Below are 19917 nucleotides of genomic sequence, written 5' to 3'. Positions count from 1 at the left end.
GAAAATCAGCTTGAGCCAGGGGCTCGCGCGTACCGTCGAGTATTTTGATACCCTGCTCTACGGAAGTCACACCGCCAGAGGAGCTGCTGCTTCATGAGCCGGCCGGCGGTCCTGGTGACGGGTGGAGCCGGCTTCATCGGCAGCCACACCTGCAAGCAGTTGGCCGCCGCCGGCTACATGCCGGTGGTTTTCGACAATCTGAGCCGCGGCAATGAGAGATCCGTCGCCTGGGGGCCGCTTGTCGTCGGCGATATCCGGGATCGGGATGCACTGCGGCGGGCGATGGAAACGCACCGGCCGACGGCCGTGATCCATTTTGCTGCGCTGGCCTATGTCGGAGAGTCCGTTCGCGAGCCGGCCGAATATTATTCGACCAATGTGACAGGCACCATCGCGGTGCTCGATGCCGCACGCGCGAGTTCGATCGAAAACATCATCTTCTCCAGCAGTTGTGCGACCTACGGCGTGCCGGAGGCGTTGCCGGTCCGCGAGACCTCCTCGCAAAATCCGATCAGCCCCTATGGGCGCTCCAAGCTGATGGGTGAACAGATCATCGGCGACTATGCGTCCGCGTACGGAATGAAATTTGCGATCCTGCGCTATTTCAACGCTTGTGGCGCCGATCCCGATGGCGAGCTCGGTGAGTGGCATTCGCCGGAAACCCATCTGGTTCCCAGAGTGCTCATGGCCGCATCGGGCATCATCGAAGCGATCGAGGTTTTCGGCACCGACTACGACACGTCGGACGGCACTTGCGTAAGGGATTATATCCACGTCACCGATCTGGCCCGCGCCCACCTGAAAGCGCTCATGCATCTCGAGGGTGGCGGGCGAAGCCTTGCGGTCAATCTCGGCACCGGGCGGGGCGTCTCCATCAAGGAGATTGTCAAGGCGGTCGGCCGAATGACGTCGAGGCCGGTTCCGGCAGTGTTCAGGAGCCGACGCCCCGGAGATCCGGCGGAGCTCTACGCCGACCCGGGAAGCGCACGCGAACATCTTGGCTTTGTGCCGGAGCTTTCAGACATCGATACGATTGTCAGGACGGCCGCTCCCTTTTTCGGACTGAAGACCAGGCCCATGAAACTGCCGCCAGTGAGGGCGGCAGCGCCGGTCGTCGCCCGACGGGTCAGAGATAGCGGGGGTGACAGCTCGCGCGCTGGCCAAATCCGCTAGGGCTGCAGATATAAGGCGAGCCGCCCGAGAACGTGCTGCCATCGCCCGGATTGAACGAGATGTTCACCGGCGCCGGCGTGCTGGCTTTGATCCGTTGCGGCGGTGCAAAGGCGTAGGCACTTTCGGTCCCTATTGTGCTTGTCATCTGGATCGGAAGGTCGGCCCGGAGCGAGCGCACGAGAAATCTGGCCTGCACGGGCTGGACCGCGGGCTGACTGCGGACCGGGTGGACGATGGGCCTGATAAGGACCGAACCGGTTTCAGTTGCGTCCATACCTTGACAACCTGCAACCATAGAGCTCAGCGCCACAGCCGCGGCAATAGATACGACATTCTTGCTTGAGCGAAATACGCTCGCGGAATTTCTCATCCTCTGTCCCTTGCTATCAAGTATAAGCCAGGGGCGCATTGCGACATACTATACTTGGGCCGCTTCCACGCCGCATGAGTGACCACTCGCACATCACACGTTATATTAGATATCACTAATTATTAAATTTCATCAAAACCGTATGGCAGGCCATCGTCTTGTCGTCCGGGTGATGCAATTGAATGCGATTAAATGCGATCGGCGCGCCGATCGCGCCTGCCGAGCCACTCAACCATAAGCGATTCGCGGGTTCCACAACAGGCGCACGGGGAGAACAGCCAGGCCATCTCAGCGCGGCCGGAAGCGGCCTACTTTTTGGCATCGACCAGCTTGCGGGTCACTTCGAACTGCGCGCCCTTGGTGTCGCCTGCTTCGAATTTCTTGTATTCGTCGGAAGGATCCTCGGGAGATCGCTTGAAACCGTACCATTCCCCGTCCGGATCCTTGCGTTGCTCGATATTCCGGCCCTGAATGCGGTGGCTGTAGCAGGTGCGGTGCTGCTCGCCGGTGTAACCTTTCGATCGCCAGGCGAGCTCCATGCACATCTTGCCATCCTTGGTCACCAGCCATCTGCCCTCCGCGACAGACGCGGTGTCCTGCCCGGACGTCCAGGCCTGGAGACGTCGATTGTCCTGCGCGAAAAAGGCCGCGCCGTTTTTCCATATCCATGTGCGGTCGGCATAAAGAAGCTGCAGCTCGTAGGCAGTCGGAGCCGGTGCGATGACCGTTTCCGCTGGTCTGCCGTCTTTGGCGGCAGCCGCATGCGCCGTTCCCGAAAGCGCCGTCTGGCCGCAGAGGGCCAGGAGAAACATGAGTTGCATACAAGTTGCGAACCGACAATGTTTGCGTCGACGGTCGACACCATGCGGTGGCAATCCGGTCAGAGCTGTCAGTACAATTGGCGTTCGCATGCCCGTTTTGCCCAAGGTAGCACTATCATCGCTCTGACAGCCGTATGAACTATTTAACAGTCGCGAGAACGGTGATGTCAACCTTTGCGAGCGGACGGACAACAACCGTTCCAGATGTGCGCATCCCGCTGTCGTCAAAATTAAGAAATGTGTCATATGCTCTGCCAACTCTGACAATCGCACTCAAAAGCAACATCCGCAGACGTCAGGGAGGACGCGGTTTCAAATGGCAGGCGACCCGGAATTGAACCAGGCCGAAGGTCAGCAATACCGGCAGCAGTCGACCGTCCGGGAAACGACTGCTCGCAACACCGTGAGCCCCAACATGGCGATCTTGCTGGGGATACTGTTCATTGCGATCCTGTTCAGGTTCCACAACATAACCTTGCCGCTGGTCGATGCCTTCAGCTGGCGCGAAACAAGTACCGCGATGATGGCCGACAATTTCCAGCAGCGCAGCTGGAACATCTTCTTCCCCGAGGTCAGCTGGACCGGGCCCGGGCCAAGCTATCAGGGCCGCGAGTTCCAGATCGTCAGCTATCTGACCGCCCTGCTCTACCAACTCTTTGGCTGGCACGACTGGTTCGGCCGCATGATTGCGGCCCTTTTCGGCTTGGTGACGGTGTTTTCACTGCACAGACTAACGGCGCTATGCTGGGGCGAGACGCACGCCCACGCCGCGGCACTTGCCTATGCGCTGATGCCGGCGGCGATCATGATCGACAGCTCGTTTCTTCCCGACCCCTCGATGCTGGCTCTGGTAACCTTGGGCGTCTGGCTTTTCACGAAATACTGGACGGGAGGCAGCGCATGGCTGCTCCCCTTCGCCACAGCCAGCTTTTCCCTCGGTGTGCTTGCAAAACCACCGGGTTTGGCTGCTGGAGGCGTCATATTCTATCTGATGGTTTGCTGGCTTTTGCAAAATCGGCGAAAGCATGCGGCCAAAGTATTCATAAGCGGACTGGTCAGCCTGTTCGTCATCGGCGCCTACTACAGCTGGGCCATTTATCTCGGGCGAACCTATCCGCCCTTTCATGTCGCGGGCAGCGGATACATCTGGGATTCTGGATTCTGGACGTTTTTCAACAACGATTTCTATTTCAAATCTGTTTGGAACACGTCGGTCTGGTGGTTTTATGGCTATCCGTTCATGATTTTGATGGCGGTCGGATTCTGGATGCCGCCCCAGCCAGTCGCGGAATCGAAAGAACGCGCTCTTTCGGCCATACCTTTCATATGGCTTGCAGCGGCCTCTGTTGTTTATTTCGCTGCGGCACGTGAGATCACGACCAATCCATGGAACTATCATATATTCCATGTGCCATTTGCGATGTTTTGCGGCCGTGGCGCGGTCGTCCTGGCGACGCTTGGAGCCAAAACCGTTCCGTCTCCTGGGATAATTCTGCGGTCGATTTGCATCGTGGCCGCTATGCTTGTCTGGTCGACTTTTCCCCTCGTCCGGACGATGAAGGCGCCCTTCGCCATGAATGGAAAGTTGCTTGGCGACGAGCTGGCGCGCAGGGCCCAACCTGGCGATCTTGTCGTGGCCATCGCTCCGGAGGTGGGAGATCCCGTCGCAGTCTATTACAGCAGGGCGCGCGGGTGGGTGTTTCCGCCTGGTGGCGGCGACGTGGAGTGGTCCAGGTTCGTCGAGGACGATGCCATCGCGATAGCACAGCTTGAGGAACTTCGCACGCAAGGCGCGGATTGGTTCGGCGTGGCAAAGGATGCCGAAGACAGTCAGAAACGGCCGTTCATCGAGCATCATGACGGGGTGATCGACTATCTCAACAAGATCGGGACCAAGCGGCTGGATTCGGACAACCTCCTGATTTATGAAATCAGCCGGCCTTGATCTGGTCAGGCCGTTGGGCTTATGGGCTGGGGATCAGGCAAACGTTGGAAATCCGGCGACGGTCAGCGACCTTGCCGACCCGCCCTCGCCTGCCCAACGCAGCAAGCTAAGCGAGACAAGCCGGCCAGCAAGGTCAAATATCTCTACGGCTGGCGGAATTCGACGGTTGCGACCGGAGGAATTGTTGAAACGAGCGATTTCGATCATTGTGACGCTGGCCCTGCTGGCCTGGCTCGCCAGCGACTCGCGCTGGCGCATGGTCGGCGACGCCTTTGCCCGCATCACGCCCGGCACCTTCGCCGTGGCGACGATCGCGTTCTTCGCCACCTATGTCTTGCGTGCGCTGCGCGTCTGCGACGAGTTCCGCGACGAGGTGCATGGCCGCTTCGGCGCCTGCCTGCGCGTCATTCTGATCCACAATGCGATGATCAACGTCGTGCCCTTTCGCGGCGGCGAGACGGCCTTTCCCCTGCTCCTGCGCCAGGTCTTCGGCATACCGATCATGCGCGCCAGCGCCTCACTGCTGTGGTTCAGACTGCAGGACGCTTTCGTCGTCGGCGTGCTCGCCCTGGCGGTGTGGCCGGGCCTGCATCCGGCGATTAGGATTGCGGGCGGGGCCGTCTTGATCGTCGCCGCCTGGTACCTGCCGCGCTGGGCGCGTGCACCGCATGACTGGGCCGGCCGCGGCAAGATCGTGGCGAAGCTCGGCAAGCTCCGAGATGTGTTCACCGAAGCAACCGGACGCTCGCGCTATGGCTGGTGGTGGACGATCGCGAACTGGTCGCTGAAGCTCACTGTGCAGGGATGGTTGTTGGCAATGCTGCTGGGGACATCCTTTTCGACCGCCTTTCCAGGCGTCGTTGGGGCCGAAGGAGCCGCCATACTGCCGGTGCAAGGCGTCGCCGGCTTCGGCACCTATGAAGCGGGAGCAGCGGCGGCGCTGCTCACCTCCGGAATCACGATGAAGAATGGCTTGCAGGCGGCGCTGGCGCTGCACCTGTTCATCTTCTGCTCGGCAATCGCCACGGGTGCGATCGCCTGGCTGTTTCCCTCGAAATCGACGCTGCCGGGAAATCCGGCTGTCGGATCTGCAAGGAAGCCATCCCAATGAACGTATTGCCCATCCCTGCTTCGGGACTGCCTGACGGCGCGGTAATGCCGAACCATACGCTGTCCATCGTCGTCCCCATGTACAACGAGGCCGAAAACGTCGAGCCGCTGCTGGCACGGATCCACCAGGCGATGGAAGGCTACGACCAGCCCTGGGAGGTCGTGCTGGTCGATGACGGCAGCACCGACGCGACGGTGAGCGAGATCAGGCGCCTTGCAGCGCATTACGGCTCGCATGTGCATGCGGTCGAGCTCGTGCGCAACTACAAGCAGACCGCCGCGATGCAGGCCGGCATCGACGCGGCGCGCGGCGACGTCATCGCCACGATCGACGGCGACCTGCAAAATGATCCCTACGACATTCCGCGCATGGTCTATCGCCTGCTGAGCGAGGATCTCGACCTGGTGGTCGGCTGGCGCAAGGACCGCCAGGAAGGGTTTTTCATGCGCAGGCTGCCCTCGCGCATCGCCAACGCGCTGATCGCGCGCGTCACCGGCGTGCGCCTCAAGGACTATGGCTGCAGCCTTAAGGTCTATCGCGGCAACGTCATCCGCAGCGTCAAGCTCTACGGCGAGATGCACCGCTTCATCCCGGCATGGCTGGCCACGGTGACGACCCCGAGACGCATCGCGCAGGAGGTGGTGACGCACCATGCCCGCATCCACGGCCAGTCCAAATACGGCATTTCGCGCACCTTCAGGGTCGTGCTCGATCTGGTGTTCATGTACTTCTTCATGCGCTATCGCACACGGCCGGGACATTTCTTCGGCGGCATCGGCATCGTGCTTGGCGCGCTGGGTTCGCTGATCCTTGCCTACCTGCTTTGCCTGAAGCTGTTTTTCGCCGAAGACATCGGAACGCGCCCGATGCTGTTCACCGGCTTCTTCCTGCTCATCGCCGGGGTGCAGATGGTGACGTCGGGCGTGCTGGCGGAAATGCTGGCACGCGTCTATCACGAGGCGAACGGAGCATCGGCCTATGTCGCGCGGCTACGGCCGCCGGCCGGCGACAATGACGGCTGGCACGCCCCGGGCCGACCATCGTGACCTGATCGGAATGCCACGGAGGTCCGCGCCTAACGAACGCATGGCGGTTGGAGGGCAAGAGGCAAAGCGCAACGTCTGCGCAAACCTCCCGCCCTCCACTCGCGCCCCCCCGGCAAAGACCCGGCAGCAGTCAAATCGGCCGCGCTTCAGGTCTGATGGCTTAGTAACGCGAACGGCAGCTGGCGCGCTGGCCGAAACCGCTCGGACCACATATCCAGGGCGAATGACCCAGGAGCGGGCCGCCATTGCCCAGACTGTAGGAGACCTTCACCGTCGCCGGCCTGCCGACCCGCTGCGGCCGCACGAAGGCCGCATAGGCCTCCTCCCTCGTACGCGTCACGTTGGTCATCTTGGTGAGCGGTTTGCGGTTGATCAGATGCAGCCGCTTGTCCTTGGCGTAGTGCACCCTCTGGCCAAGCGAATGAACCACGGGCTTGGTGCCGATCGAGCTCGTCTTGGTGGCATCCATGCTTTGGCAACCGGACATCATCGAGATCAATGCAACCGCGGCAAATGCACAGGCATGTTTCTTGCCGAGCCTTGCCCCTCTTTCCATTATTTTGTTCATCGCTATCCCCTGCCATAAATACAAGTCGCTGGAGCGCGGAGATATATTGCTCTTATTTGCTTTCCGCACCACGCGAGTGACCCATCGCCACTCACATCATGGGCTGTATATTAGGGGAGACTTATTAAATATCATGCAAACGATATGATGAGCGCGGTCTTTCGGCACTCGACCGGATATTATTAAAATTTGACCTTTTGGGCTCGTGCCTGGTCCTGCCACAGCTTGCCGGCCGGCTATCAAGGCAAATGCGGTTCAGGGGAGTTGTTTGCGCACGGACGCCTGTCGGCGTCAGCGTGGCGGATTCCAGGCGGGATCAAGATGGAATGTGCGGGTTCCGCTCCCGCCGCGCCCGGCTCCGGAAACCGGGTAGGCCACGCTGACGATGCGCACACCGCCTGCCCCCTGCTGGAGCCCATATATGCCTTCCAGGCCGCGGTCACAGAACGCGGCGCCCGGGACGAAGAGCGCAACGCCAGCGAGCGAGGCCTGCAAGGCGAGTTTCGCGGCATTGCAACGCAACGAAATTTTGTTCTCCACGAGGTGCCTGGTGATGATCACGACCACAAGCAATCCGTAGACGAACGCATTGAAGGCAGCGAACCAGTAGAAGCCGGTGGCGTCCGAGGCGCGGTCTACAAGAAGGACCGGCAGCGAAGCTCCCATTGCAAGCACCACATAAGGAACAATAACGCGGGCAGGCAGCAGGTTTTTCGGGCCGCTGCCCTTGGGGGTAACGCGAAAATCGACGAACGACTTGGTCAGATAATCGCGGATCGACGACAGCGTGCCCGCCAGCACCCACGGCCAACGAGCGAAGAATGAGAACAACATTCCCTCCCAACTGATCGTCTTGGCGGTCAGTGGGCGCGACAGCCCGAAGGACTTCAACAGCATCACCAGCACAATCAGCGAAATCGAGTTCGGCGCATAGTATAGAAGGAAGTCAATATACGTCACATTGGCGAAATTCTGACCCGTAATAAGTGCGTATATCGGCATGATGTACATGAGAAGCGAAAATACGGCGAAAAGCGGATACCAGAGCTGGCGGAACAGGAACTGGAATTTCAGCCGTGGCGATACCTTGGAAAGGTATATGGGCGAGTATTCGAGCATGATCGTCATCAGGCTCCGCGACCACTGGAACTCTTGCGTGACAAGATCGGCAAAGGTTTGCGGGCCGTCGCCATGGGCAATGGCGTCTATGGCATGCACACCGCGCCAACCAGCCGCAATGAACAGCATGGACGTCGAGTGATCTTCGGCCAGTTCCGGGCCAAGGCCGCCGACCTGCTTGAGCGCTGCGGTTCTCACGGCATAGTGCGAGCCGATGCAGAGCGGCGTTCCGTCGCCCGTGTGGCCGGACTGCAAAGGTCCGTGGAACATCCCTTCCGGGAACAGCCGACCGCGTGCCGACCAGCTTTCAGCGGCATTGTTGTCGCATATGCTCGGCGCCGATACATAGCCAACCGCCGGGTCGGCAAAGGCGACCAGGATTTCCCTGAGATAGGTTGGTGTCGGGACGTGGTCCGCGTCCATCTGAGCGACGAAGTGATAGCGTTCATAACCATAGTGGTCGTAGAAGAAGGCCAGGTTTCCCTCTTTGCAGCGCGTCCGGCGGGGCCACACCTTGCGGTGATAATCTTCCCGCCCGCGCCGCGTCGAAATCATGACGTTATGGGCATCGCACCAGGCAATCGTTTCCTCGGACGGGTCCTCGTCGGCCAGCCAGGTATCATGCGGACAGTCCTGCGCCAGCATTGCCTCGAGGGTTCGCGCAACCACGGAAAACGGCTCTGACGGAGCCTTGGTCACCACCATCGCGACACGCGAATGCTTCGGGATCGTGTGAAGCCTGGACGGCTTTTTCATCGCATGCACGTTCAAGAGAAAATACATCGGCATGAATGTCAGCCATACGAGCGTCAATGTCGCCAGCATGTATGGGATGACGTGTTCGATGTGCCCGGGCTGCAGCCACCAGAACCAGAAAAATCCGAACGTTACCGACCAGCAGGCAAGTCCCAGCTTCCAGATCCGCTTCTGGGCGGCCGACAGCACGGGCACCAGAAAAGGAGGCTTCTCCGCCGCCTTCCCCGGAGCTGCCCCACGCCCCCGTTTCGGCATGGTCTTACTGCCGATGATCCCCACGTCCGCGGAAACACTCATACACTTTACTGCCGCCACCCGAGCATCAGCCAAACGACGGCCGATGAGCCTAACCCAGCAGCAGAATCCGCTCAGGCATCCTTAGAGTCAACTAAATTAGTTATTTCTTAACTATGGTTCTTCAGAACTGGTTAAGGATAGTCCGGTGGAACAGTTTCCACCGACCAGCACGTGAACGATGAGCCGCAAATTTTTCAGCGCTGGAGAATTCGCCGATGGGCCAAAGCTGTCCGGCAAGGATCGAACTTTGAGAGCAGCGTTAACCATGTCGCGCGCACATGGTTAAGCAACCGTTAATTGCACTTGACTCTTGGCCGCGACCGGCTCTTAAATTAGCCAGGGATGATATATCGGGATATTGACGCGAATTTGTGAGTATCGCGGCGAACTTTCTCTCGAGCGCCCCCTGTATAGGGCCTTGAGAGATAATTTTTTGGGTGGCTCTGTGTCAGGTTTCGCACATCCGCCAACGGGTCGCTCCGAAATCCCGCAGATTCTGCCAAATAGAGCCGATCGGTTTTGGGTAATCGTGTCGATCAAGCATCGATGCGCACGGGCGAAGCCTTAACTTCCGCAAGAGGTTGGGGCCATGGGAGATCGACATGAAACACTCCACAGTAAAAGCACTTGCAATCGCGCTGGCATTGGGCGGAAGCGCCGCGTTCCCCACGGCAGGAGGCGCTGGCTCAGTAGCCGCGACGGACCCCGTCCAGACGAGCAGCGCCGCCTCGGCGTTCGGATCCTACGATCCCTACGGCGACTTCAGCGCCGACAAGAGCGCCAGCATCGAAGAGCTGTTCCTGCCCTGGGAAGACGTCGATCTGTCGACGCTGCCACTCGCCGACGCCTATGCGCTGCAGCGCGGCCGTTCGCTGCTGATCACGGTTGAGCCGTGGACCTGGTCCAAGGACTGGCGCATCACCCCGCCCGAATTGCGCGACGGCATTTTGAGCGGCAAATATGACGCCAACATGCAGGCGATCTGCGACCTGGTGGGACAGATGAAGAGCCCGGTGACCATTCGCTGGGCGCAGGAAATGGAAGACAAGAACGGCCGCTTCACCTGGGCCAACTGGGCTCCCAAGGACTGGATCTCCGCTTACAAGCGCGAAGTCGACATCTGCCGCAAAGCTGCCCCCGCAGCCAAGTACATGTGGTCGCCCAAAGGCGAAGAGGGTTTGGAAAAATACTACCCCGGCGACGACTATGTCGACGTCATCGGCCTGTCGGTGTTCGGTCTGCAGAAAAAAGATGATGACGAGACCGGCCGCGACCGCACCTTCGCTGAGCTGCTGAAGCCCGGCTATGACCGCGTTGCAGTGTTCAACAAGCCAATCATCGTTGCGGAACTCGGCTATGTCGGAAAGCAGGACTATGTCTCGAAATGGCAGGAAGATTCCCGCAAATCCTACGCGGAGTTCCCGGCGCTGACTTCGGTTGTCTACTTCAACCAGAAGGAAGTGTGGCCGTGGCTGGGTGGCTATGGTCTGCCCGACTGGAGGGTGACCCAGCACGTCCTGCCGTAGACGCATCGTGCTGATCGACCCCGACGCGATCGGGATCGACTTCCAATCTCCTTGTTTGATCGTGATCCATCCCGAACCAGCGGTTCGGGATGAGGATTGAGGCGTGGCGTAAATCAGTCTGTGGAGAAGTTTCGTGAAGCGGGTAGTGGGAAATTATCTTGGAGCGGCATTCGCCTGCTCCGTTCTTGTTCTTGCCTTCCAGGCTCCTGCGACAGCCAAGACGGCGATGAAAATCGCCGAGCAGGCTCAAGAGGCCACAGCGGTTCCTGACGAAGGCGTCTACCAGATCTATCAGAACCATTCGTGGCTGTGGGGCAAGAAGGGCGCCGGCTTCTTTGCCGTCAAGCAGAGACAGTTCGAGTCCTGGACCCACGACAAAGGCAAGTCGGGCTATGGCGACGGCATGTGGTTCATTCCCGGCGGCGGCAAGCTGTGCTGGCGTGCGCAATGGCACGGTTCCTGGGGCGTGAAGGGCTCGATGACCTGCTTCGAGCACCGCCAGGCTGGCAAAGTAATCTACCAGCGCAAGGCTCCGGATGGCGACTGGTATGTTTTCAAGAGATTGAAACACGGCGACTACGTCACCCGGAAACAGAACCGGATCAAGGCAAGACTGTAGGATCGTGTCATCCGCCACAAGCGGCTGGTCTACGCCTTGCGCTCCCAGCGGCGATCTGGCGTCTGTTGCCAGTAGGTGACGTCGTGGCCAGCGCTCTTCATCACCTTCCAGTGTCCTCGCGCCGCCTCGAGCTGGGCGGCATCGTGGCCATCGAACAGGAACACCGCGCGCTCGTAGCCGCCAAGGTCAGGCGGCACCGCGCCGTCGACCAGGAACCTTATCTTGGCGTCGTTGGGATTGCCGTCGCCGGTGGTCAACAGAATCGGCTGTTCGCCGGGATGAGCCTCACGATCGGTTGCGTGCGCCAGGAACGAATCGTCGCGGAAGGTCCAAAGATGCTGGTCGAGCGCATCGCGGCGTTCCTCGGTGCCTGTCTGCACCACGGCGCGCCAGCCACGGTCGACGCTGCGCTCCAGGAGGCCTGGCAGCGCATCCTCCAGCGTCGATTCGGTCAGGTGGTAGAACAGAACGTCGGCCATCGCTTCAGCCTATAGTGATCGAACCCGTTCACTGCTCATAGTTATCGCGCACCAGCCGGTCGAGCAGCCTGACGCCGAAACCGGAACCCCACGACTGGTTGATCTCGTTCGACGGCGCCCCCATCGCCGTGCCGGCTATGTCGAGATGAGCCCATGGCGTGTCCTTGACGAAGCGCTGCAGAAACTGCGCCGCGATAGTGGCGCCGCCAAAACGGCCGCCGATGTTCTTCATGTCGGCGTTCTTGGAATCGATCAGCTTGTCGTATTCGGCGCCGAGCGGCATGCGCCACAGCCGTTCCTGAGTCGCCTGCCCCGCCACCGACAATTTTTCGGCCAGTTCGTCATTGTTGGAAAACAGGCCGGCATAATGTTGGCCGAGCGCCACCATGATGGCGCCGGTCAGCGTCGCCAGATTGACCATGAATTTCGGCTGGAAGCGGTCGTTGCAGTACCACAACGCATCGGCCAGCACGAGGCGGCCCTCGGCGTCGGTATTGAGCACCTCGATGGTCTGGCCCGACATCGAAGTGACAATATCACCGGGACGCTGGGCATGACCGTCGACGGCATTTTCGACCAGTCCGATGATACCGACGACATTGGCTTTCGCCTTGCGGGCCGCCAGCGCATGCATCAGGCCGGTAACGGCGGCGGCGCCGCCCATGTCGCCCTTCATATCCTCCATGCCCGAGGCCGGCTTTATGGAATTGCCGCCGGTGTCGAAAGTGACGCCCTTGCCGACGAAGGCGATCGGGCTGTCCTTCGGCTTGCCGCCGTTCCACTGCATGATCGCCATGCGGGCGCCGCGTGGCGAGCCTTGCGCGACACCGAGCAGCGAGCCCATGCCGAGCTTCTTCATTTCCTTCTCAGCCAATATCTCTACCTTGACGCCTAACGCCTCGAGTTCCTTGGCGCGGGCAGCGAACTCGACCGGCCCAAGCACGTTTGCCGGTTCGTTGACGAGGTCGCGCGCCAGAAGGACGCCGTCGATCACCGCCTCGGCATCGGCGAAGGCCTTCTTCGCAGCGGCCGGATCGGCGGTGTGGATGGTCACCTTGACCGGCTTCTTCGGCTCTGCCTTGCCGTCGTCCTTGTCCTTCCTGGTCTTGTACTTGTCGAAGGAATAGCTGCGCAGGAGAATGCCCGCGGCAAGGCTTGCCGCGTCCTTCGCGCTCGGCGAGGCGCCGACCACATCGAGGATCACCGCTACCTCGGTCGCCTTGCGCAGCGACGCGGCAACGGTGCCGCCAAGCTTCAACCACGCATATTCGTCCAGTCCCGACACCTTGCCGGTGCCTATCGCCACCAGTCTGTCGAGCGACGCTCCCTGCGGGGCCAGAACTTCCACCGTGCTGGCGAACTTGCCCGTGAACTCAGCCACGGGAAAAGCCCGCTCCAGTGTGTTGCCGGGATCGCCGGCCTTGGCGACGTCGCTCAGGCCGCCCTCATCCGCCGCGAGCACGAAGACCGTGCCCTTCTTGTTCACCGCGCTCTGGGACCCGGAAAATTTGGCGAAGGCGATCGACGGTCTTTGATTCATCATGTCCTGCTTTCAGGGAATGCGCGACTTTTGGGGAAGCGGTTCGAAACGATGCGCGACATTTGGTCGTTTTCCGGCATTTGGCAAGACTTTGCCGAATTGGCATCCCATATGACCTATGGAATCGATGACGATTCGTCGCGGCACGGCCCCGCTTTTTGCCGCAACTTGTTGTTAACCATCGATGTTCGCCCTTTCTTATCCATTCCCGCCGACACTCCGCCCAGCCGGGGGGCGTGATGTGGGACAGAACCCGGATAGACCATCTGATGAGCCAGTTGTGCAGGCGCTGCCGGACAGCTACCTTGTTCGGCGGCATGATGCCGTTCGAAAAAATCGAGAAAAGCCTTCATGAAGGTCGTTGAACGCTACATCATGCGCCGCGCTTTCGTGGTCTTCATGGCCGCTCTTGTGTGGACGCTGGCGATCGTATGGACGACGCAGGTGCTGGCAAAGATCGATCTGGTCACCGACAGCGGCCAATCGGCGCTGACCTTCTTCGAAGTCGCCGCCCTCATCCTTCCGTCCATCATCCCGATCGTCGTGCCTTTTGCGCTTGTGGTGGCGGTCGCACAGACACTCAGCGTCATGAATTCGGATTCCGAACTTGCCGTCGTCAACGCCGCGGGGGCCTCGCGCTGGACGATCGTGCGGCCGATCATGTTGCTGGCGCTCGCCGCAGCCGTTTTTTCCTTTGCCGTCGACAACGGCATCGATCCTTACGCACGGCAGAAGAACCGGGCCCTGGTGGCGTCGTCACGCGCGGATCTGTTGTCGCTGATCATCCAGGAAGGCACCTTCCGCAAGATCGACGACGGGTTGTTCCTGCAGGTCGGCGAGCGCCTTCCCAACAATCGGCTGGGCGGCATTTTCGTCGCCGATTCGCGCGAAGAAGGCGTCAACCTCGTCTACTACGCCAAGACCGGCAGCATCATCGAACGCGGCGGTGAAAAGGTGCTGATGATGAATGACGGCGTCATCCATCGCAAAACGCTGACCGGCGATCTCTCCGTCATCCGCTTCACCTCCTATGCCTTCGACATGTCGGCCTTCATGGCGGCGGCTTCAGCGGTGACGCTCCTGCCCAAGGACCAGACGACGCAGTACCTGCTCAACCCGAGCGCCAACGACAAGTATTATCAGCAGAGCCCCTACGAATACCGGGCCGAAGTCAACCAGCGGTTCTCGGAATGGACCTATTCCATGGTTTTCGCGCTGATCGCGCTTGCGGTCGCCGGGGATGCGCGCTCGCACCGCGAGGCGCGCGTCAATCCGCTGATCACGGCGATCACGATATCGCTGTTCGTGCGTTGGCTGGGCTTTTTCGCCGCCAGCAAGGCGGATGAGATCCCGCAATATGCCTATATGGTCTATGGTGTGCCGATCGTGGCTTCCGCGGTGGCGATCTGGTTCATCGTCTCGAACCGGACACTGGAACTGCCCGTGACCTGGGCGGACTGGATGACAAACTTCGCCTCGCGCATCGCTGACAGCTGGAATGCTTTCAAATTGCGTTTGTCCAGGCGCGGCACATCAGGGCAAGGGGTCGGCTGATGGGCTGGACACTGGGCCGCTATTTCTTCTTCCGCTACGTGACGATCACCATCTGGTTCTTCGTCGGCCTCCTGGCGCTGGTGTTCCTGATCGATTTCACCGAGCTGTCCGGCCGCACCACCGGCCTGCCCGGCTTCACCTACGGCACGGCGGTAGCCATTTCAGGCCTCCGTATGCCGATGATCATGCTGCAGACGGTGCCGTTCGTCGGTCTCTTCTCGGCGATGGCGACGCTGGTGTCGCTGAACCGGCGCTACGAGCTGGTCATCGCGCGTTCCGCCGGTGTTTCCGCCTGGCAGTTCCTCTTGCCCTGCTGTATCGGAGCCTTGCTGTTCGGCGTCCTGTCGGTTGGCGTCATCAATCCGCTCGCCGCGCACGCATTCTCCTGGTCCGAGCAGATCGAAACCCAGCTGCGTTCCGGCAAATCGAATACGGTCTCGGCCGATGCCGCGCCCTGGATCCGGCAGAAAACCAGTTCGGGGGACACCATCATCGGTGCGCGGGCCATCCTGAACCAGGGCCTGGAAATGGCCGATGTCGTATTCTTCATTCTCGACCCGCAAGGCAACATCGTCGAGCGCAAGGATGCTGCCCGTGCCTTCCTGCGCGACGGCTATTGGGAATTGCAGGACGTCAAGACGTTCCAGAACGGCACGATCCAGGCATCGGCAACCGATCGCGTACCGACCAATCTGAAGCCCGAATTCGTGCAAGAGCGGCTGGCGCGCCCGGAAACCATCCCCTTCTACGACCTGCCCGGAAAGATCGAGGTTGCCCGCTCCTTCGGCCTCAAGGCAAATGCCTTTGCCATGCAGTTTGATTCGCTCGTGGCGTTGCCGTTCCTTCTCGTCGCCATGACGCTGATCGCGGCAACGGTTTCAATGCGATTTGCTAGGATGGGGCAGTCGGCGACGATGATTCTGGGTGGCATCATCGCTGGCTTTCTGCTTTATGTCGTTTCGGTTCTGGTGAAGGCATTCGGCGTGGCGGGATTCGTGCCGACTGTCGTAGCCGCCTGGGTACCGGTCGTGGTGGCTATGTTCTTCGGGGTGACTTTCCTGCTATACAAGGAAGACGGCTAGTGAGGGAGGCGTTTTTGCCCAGCAACAGGCAGGCCGGTTTGGCGCGCCTCTATGCGGCGACCGCCTTGGCGTGCGTGCTTGCCTACGCCGTTCCGGCACCGGCGCTTGCGCAGGACGTCGGCGACATGGCGACATCGGTTCCATCCGGCTCGCAAATGCTGCTGGCGGCCGATACGCTGGTCTATAACAACGACAATCAGACCGTGACCGCCGTTGGCGGCGTGCAGATCGACTATGGTGGCAATCGCCTTGTCGCCCAGCGGGTCGAGTACAACCGCAACACCAAGCGAATGGTCGCAAGCGGTAACGTCGAAGTCATCAACAGCGACGGTACCAAGATCAATTCGCAGCATATCGACATTACCGATGACTTCGCCGACGGCTTCGTCAACGCGTTGCGGGTCGAAACCATCGACAAGGCCTATTTCGCCGCCGAAAGCGCCGAACGCATGGGCGGCGTGCTGACCACCTTCCACAATGGCGTCTACACCGCCTGCGAGCCGTGCGAGGATAAGCCGGACAAAGCGCCGACCTGGCGCGTCAAGGCCAAGAAGATCATCTGGAACGGCGAGAAGAAGACGGTTCGCTTCGAGAATGCGAATTTCGAGTTCTTCGGTTTTCCGCTTGCCTATCTGCCTGCATTCGAAATTGCCGACCCGACGGTGAAGCGCAAGAGCGGCTTCCTGATCCCGAGCATCATCTACAAGAGCGATCTCGGCGTCGGCGTGAAAGTCCCCTATTATCTTGCATTGGCGCCGACCTACGACCTGACCGTCACCGGCACCGGCTATACCAAGCAGGGTTTCCTCGGTGAGGCCGAGTGGCGTCAGCGCTTCAACAATGGCGAGTACAGCTTGAAGATCGCCGGGATACACCAGCAGAATCCCGACGCTTTCCTCGACACCACTGCCTTCCCCTCCAGCTCTGGCCACAACGTCAATTCGGGCAGCGCCGGCGATCCCAACAAATTCCGCGGCATGATGGGTACCCAGGGGCAGTTCGCCATCAACTCACGCTGGAACTTCGGCTGGGACGTGCTGCTGCAGACCGACAAGAATTTCTCGAACACCTACGGCATCGAAAAGTACAATAGCAGCGTCCACCAGTCGTCGGTCTACTTGACGGGTCTCAACGGCCGCAACTATTTCGACGTGCGCGCCATGCATTTCGATGTGCAGGAAGATACACCTGACGACAACGCCTCTGCACGAAGCGGACAACAGCCCTGGGTGCTGCCGTCGCTCGACTACGCCTATATTCCTGATGCGTCGGTGGCCGGCGGCCAGCTATCGCTCAATGTCAACGCGCGTGTCATCCGCCGCGACGATGTCGATGAGACCTTCGTCGAGCCCTACAATGCCCTCACTCCCACGCAGCGCGTCCGCGGCATCGAAGGCGAATCGGGCCGTCTCACCGCCGAGGCCGAGTGGAAGCGGAGCTTTGTCACCGATGGCGGGCTGGTGCTGACGCCGTTGCTCGCGCTGCAGGGCGACGTCGACTACCTCAACGCGTCGTCGGCTTCGCTGGACGCGATCGACAGAATGGCGACGCATTTGGGCGAGCAGGACGACATGCGCTCGTCATTTGCCCGTTACATGGCAACCGCAGGCCTCGAGATGCGTTGGCCGGTGCTGTTTTCCATGGCCAGCGGGTCCAGCCATGTCATCGAACCGATGGCACAGGTCTTCATGCGTCCGAACGAGCAATATGTCGGCGGCCTCTCAGTGCCCAACGAAGACGCCCAAAGCATGGTCTTCGACGCGACCACCTTGTTCGAACGCGACAAGTTCTCCGGTTACGACCGCGTCGAAGGCGGTTCGCGCGCCAATGTCGGCTTCCGCTATTCCGGCTCCTACAACAATGGCTGGGGCACCAATGCCATTTTCGGCCAATCCTATCAGATTGGCGGCGAGAACTCGTTCGCCGCGCCGGATTTGGTGAATGTCGGCGCAAACTCCGGCCTCGACACGACCAAGTCCGACTATGTCGGCCTGTTCGGCATCAACAGCCCCAACGGCTTCGCGGCCTCGGTCAGCGGCCGTTTCGACGAACAGAGCTTCGAGATCCGCCGCGCCGAGGTGAAGGCCGCCTATTCCGGCCTGCCTGTGTCGCTGAGCGCCAAATACGCCTTCATCCAGGCCCAGCCGCTGTACGGCTTCACCACCGACCGCCACGAAGTCACGCTTGGTGCATCCACGCATCTGGCCGAAAACTGGCGCGTGTTCGGCACAGGAACCTACGACCTGCAGCAAAGCCTGCTGGTCAAGGATGGTGTCGGCTTCGCCTACAACGATTCCTGCTTCACTTATTTGATGACCTACTCGCAGTCGCGCGATCTGAACACCAGGGAGGTGTCGCAGACCATCGGCTTCAATCTGTCGTTCCGCACCCTCGGCGATTTCGGCTCGTCGACCAGTGCCGTCGACACGATCCAGTAACAATCGGCGACATCGTTTCGCCGCATAGGGCTGGCACGGATTTCGCGCACCTGGAAAGATCAAATTGGGCGGGACCGGGATAGAATTGGGATGCCAACGATGAGGAAATACCTCTTTTCAGCAGGTTTCGCGTTGCTCGTGGCGGCGACGTCCGTGTCGATCACCGTAATGGCGCCGCCGGCTTTCGCCAGCGAGATCAAATACGTCGTCAACGACATTCCTGTCACCACCGGCGACATCGCCCATCGCGCCGCCTTCCTGAAGCTGCAGCGCAAGAAGGGCGATGCCGGCCAGGAAATGATCGACCAGACGCTGCGTATGGCCGAGGCCAAGCGGCTTGGTATCCGCATCAGCGACGCCCAGGTCGATGCCGCGTACCAGCGCTTTGCCTCGAGCAACAAGATGCAGCTCAGCCAGCTCGACGGCGTCATGGAGAAGTCGGGCGTCACCAAGAGCCACTTCAAGGAATTCATCCGCGCCCAGATGGCCTGGAACCAGGCCTTGAGCGCGCGCTACCGTTCCGGCGACGGCACCGGCGCCGTCAGCGAACAGGATCTCGTCAGGAAGATGCTCGAAAAAGGCGGCGCCAAACCGAGCGCCACCGAATACATGCTGCAGCAGGTCATCTTCGTGGTGCCGGCGGCTGAACGCAGCGCGACGCTGGGCAAACGCAAGCGAGAGGCCGACGCCATGCGCGCCCGCTTCAATGGCTGCAACACGACGCGCGAATTCGCCAAGGGCCTGATCGACGTCACCGTTCGCGATCTGGGCCGGGTGCTGGCGCCGCAACTGCCGCCGGACTGGGCCGAGCAGATCAAAGCTACCAAAGTCGGCGGTGCCACCGTCACGCGCGAAACCGAACGCGGCGTCGAATTCATCGGCATCTGCTCGTCGCGCGAAGTGTCCGACGACAAGGTTGCCCAGATGGCGTTCCAGGCCGAAGGCTCCGGCGGCGACAAGGATGCCGACGCGCTCAGCAAGAAATATATCGACGAGCTGAAGGCAAAAGCCCGCATCGTCAAGCGCTGACGTGGGCAACGCAGTGACTGCGCTCGCGTTGAGCGCCGGCGATCCGTCCGGCATTGGGCCGGAGATCGCCATCGCCGCCTTTATGGCGCGCGAGGCTGCCGCCCTTCCCCCCTTCTACCTGCTCGCCGATCCGGCGCTGATCGCCTCCCGGGCGCGCCTGCTTGGCCTCTCGCTGCCGATCGCCGAAGCCACCCCGGCACAAGCGGCGCAGGTCTTTGCCCGCGCCTTGCCGATCGTTCCGCTGGCTGCAGGCTGCATCGACAGCCCCGGCCAGCCGGATCCGGCCAATGCGGCCGCCACGATCGAGGCCATCGACCGCGCCGTCGCCGATTGCCTTGCCGGCGAAGCCTCGGCCGTGGTCACCTGCCCCATCGCCAAGAAGCCGCTCTACGATGCCGGCTTTCGCTTTCCCGGCCACACCGAATATCTGGCGCATCTGGCGGC

General features: G+C 60.7%; 16 protein-coding genes. 11 read left to right on the top strand and 5 right to left on the bottom strand.

Annotation, left to right across the window (positions count from 1 at the left end):
- The first annotated feature begins 93 nt into the window (after positions 1 to 93).
- Positions 94 to 1173 (top strand): UDP-glucose 4-epimerase GalE, encoded by a 1080-nt coding sequence (gene galE, locus EN949_RS19950; protein WP_127366012.1) that lies wholly within the window; start codon positions 94 to 96, stop codon positions 1171 to 1173.
- Positions 1174 to 1851: 678 nt separating this feature from the next.
- Here galE and EN949_RS19940 read toward each other — a convergent pair.
- The gene (locus EN949_RS19940; RefSeq protein ID WP_245459067.1) at positions 1852 to 2469 is read right to left on the bottom strand and encodes a DUF995 domain-containing protein; all 618 of its coding nucleotides are present in this window, start codon (positions 2467 to 2469) and stop codon (positions 1852 to 1854) included.
- A gap of 211 nt (positions 2470 to 2680) precedes the next feature.
- Here EN949_RS19940 and EN949_RS19935 point away from each other — a divergent pair, with 211 nt between their 5' ends.
- The 3 genes from EN949_RS19935 (at position 2681) to EN949_RS19925 (ending at position 6466) form a co-directional block, all read left to right on the top strand.
- Positions 2681 to 4309 (top strand): glycosyltransferase family 39 protein, encoded by a 1629-nt coding sequence (locus EN949_RS19935; RefSeq protein WP_127371306.1) that lies wholly within the window; start codon positions 2681 to 2683, stop codon positions 4307 to 4309.
- Positions 4310 to 4493: 184 nt separating this feature from the next.
- On the top strand, positions 4494 to 5420 hold the full coding sequence (locus tag EN949_RS19930) for a lysylphosphatidylglycerol synthase transmembrane domain-containing protein (protein ID WP_127365755.1): 927 nt from the start codon (positions 4494 to 4496) through the stop codon (positions 5418 to 5420).
- A gap of 44 nt (positions 5421 to 5464) precedes the next feature.
- The gene (locus EN949_RS19925) at positions 5465 to 6466 is read left to right on the top strand and encodes a glycosyltransferase family 2 protein (RefSeq protein ID WP_198327664.1); all 1002 of its coding nucleotides are present in this window, start codon (positions 5465 to 5467) and stop codon (positions 6464 to 6466) included.
- 160 nt (positions 6467 to 6626) lie between these two features.
- Here EN949_RS19925 and EN949_RS19920 read toward each other — a convergent pair whose 3' ends face one another.
- Both EN949_RS19920 and EN949_RS19915 read right to left on the bottom strand, forming a co-directional pair.
- The gene (locus tag EN949_RS19920; protein WP_013532500.1) at positions 6627 to 7034 is read right to left on the bottom strand and encodes a hypothetical protein; all 408 of its coding nucleotides are present in this window, start codon (positions 7032 to 7034) and stop codon (positions 6627 to 6629) included.
- Positions 7035 to 7325: 291 nt separating this feature from the next.
- Positions 7326 to 9206 carry a cellulose synthase catalytic subunit gene (locus EN949_RS19915; RefSeq protein ID WP_127365754.1) on the bottom strand — a complete coding sequence of 627 codons (1881 nt, stop codon included), beginning with the start codon at positions 9204 to 9206 and terminating at the stop codon, positions 7326 to 7328.
- Positions 9207 to 9808: 602 nt separating this feature from the next.
- On the opposite strand from EN949_RS19915, the gene EN949_RS19910 reads away from it, so the two are divergent.
- Together EN949_RS19910 and EN949_RS19905 are read left to right on the top strand one after the other, a co-directional pair.
- On the top strand, positions 9809 to 10732 hold the full coding sequence (locus EN949_RS19910; RefSeq protein ID WP_013532502.1) for a glycoside hydrolase family 26 protein: 924 nt from the start codon (positions 9809 to 9811) through the stop codon (positions 10730 to 10732).
- A 133-nt stretch (positions 10733 to 10865) separates the two neighbouring features.
- The gene (locus EN949_RS19905; protein WP_013532503.1) at positions 10866 to 11351 is read left to right on the top strand and encodes a DUF995 domain-containing protein; all 486 of its coding nucleotides are present in this window, start codon (positions 10866 to 10868) and stop codon (positions 11349 to 11351) included.
- Between the two features lie 29 nt (positions 11352 to 11380).
- Here the strand turns inward: EN949_RS19905 and EN949_RS19900 are convergent, their stop codons facing one another.
- The gene (locus EN949_RS19900) at positions 11381 to 11830 is read right to left on the bottom strand and encodes a DNA polymerase III subunit chi (RefSeq protein WP_013532504.1); all 450 of its coding nucleotides are present in this window, start codon (positions 11828 to 11830) and stop codon (positions 11381 to 11383) included.
- 28 nt (positions 11831 to 11858) lie between these two features.
- Complete coding sequence (locus tag EN949_RS19895; RefSeq protein ID WP_127365756.1) at positions 11859 to 13370, bottom strand: leucyl aminopeptidase; 1512 nt, start codon at positions 13368 to 13370, stop codon at positions 11859 to 11861.
- A 351-nt stretch (positions 13371 to 13721) separates the two neighbouring features.
- Between EN949_RS19895 and lptF the strand changes: the two genes are divergently transcribed.
- The 5 genes from lptF to EN949_RS19870 all read left to right on the top strand — a co-directional run.
- Positions 13722 to 14924 (top strand): LPS export ABC transporter permease LptF, encoded by a 1203-nt coding sequence (lptF, locus tag EN949_RS19890; protein WP_013532506.1) that lies wholly within the window; start codon positions 13722 to 13724, stop codon positions 14922 to 14924.
- Entirely contained in the window at positions 14921 to 16006 is a 1086-nt protein-coding gene (lptG, locus tag EN949_RS19885) for an LPS export ABC transporter permease LptG (protein ID WP_206523556.1), read from the top strand. Before lptF ends, lptG begins: the two co-directional genes overlap by 4 nt.
- Positions 16006 to 18444, top strand: coding sequence for an LPS-assembly protein LptD (locus tag EN949_RS19880; protein WP_024504312.1), 2439 nt, complete (start codon positions 16006 to 16008; stop codon positions 18442 to 18444). The genes lptG and EN949_RS19880 overlap by 1 nt, the downstream gene beginning before the upstream one ends.
- Before the next feature lie 90 nt (positions 18445 to 18534).
- On the top strand, positions 18535 to 19473 hold the full coding sequence (locus EN949_RS19875; RefSeq protein WP_164755030.1) for a peptidylprolyl isomerase: 939 nt from the start codon (positions 18535 to 18537) through the stop codon (positions 19471 to 19473).
- Position 19474: 1 nt separating this feature from the next.
- A partial coding sequence (locus tag EN949_RS19870) for a 4-hydroxythreonine-4-phosphate dehydrogenase PdxA (protein WP_206534957.1) occupies positions 19475 to 19917 on the top strand: 443 nt, incomplete at its 3' end.

Origin of the sequence: Mesorhizobium sp. M7A.F.Ca.US.007.01.2.1, from assembly GCF_003998165.1 — a bacterium.
Lineage (GTDB): Bacteria > Pseudomonadota > Alphaproteobacteria > Rhizobiales > Rhizobiaceae > Mesorhizobium > Mesorhizobium ciceri.
This window is presented reverse-complemented; position numbering and strand designations above follow the sequence as displayed.

Bases quoted from the DNA above. Each gene is read 5' to 3' on its own strand.
- galE (WP_127366012.1), top strand. From the start codon at position 94: ATGAGCCGGCCGGCGGTCCTGGTGACGGGTGGAGCCGGCTTCATCGGC.
- EN949_RS19935 (WP_127371306.1), top strand. From the start codon at position 2,681: ATGGCAGGCGACCCGGAATTGAACCAGGCCGAAGGTCAGCAATACCGG.
- EN949_RS19925 (WP_198327664.1), top strand. From the start codon at position 5,465: ATGCCGAACCATACGCTGTCCATCGTCGTCCCCATGTACAACGAGGCC.
- EN949_RS19920 (WP_013532500.1), bottom strand. From the start codon at position 7,034: ATGAACAAAATAATGGAAAGAGGGGCAAGGCTCGGCAAGAAACATGCC.
- EN949_RS19915 (WP_127365754.1), bottom strand. From the start codon at position 9,206: ATGAGTGTTTCCGCGGACGTGGGGATCATCGGCAGTAAGACCATGCCG.
- EN949_RS19910 (WP_013532502.1), top strand. From the start codon at position 9,809: ATGAAACACTCCACAGTAAAAGCACTTGCAATCGCGCTGGCATTGGGC.
- EN949_RS19900 (WP_013532504.1), bottom strand. From the start codon at position 11,830: ATGGCCGACGTTCTGTTCTACCACCTGACCGAATCGACGCTGGAGGAT.
- EN949_RS19895 (WP_127365756.1), bottom strand. From the start codon at position 13,370: ATGAATCAAAGACCGTCGATCGCCTTCGCCAAATTTTCCGGGTCCCAG.
- lptF (WP_013532506.1), top strand. From the start codon at position 13,722: ATGAAGGTCGTTGAACGCTACATCATGCGCCGCGCTTTCGTGGTCTTC.
- EN949_RS19875 (WP_164755030.1), top strand. From the start codon at position 18,535: ATGCCAACGATGAGGAAATACCTCTTTTCAGCAGGTTTCGCGTTGCTC.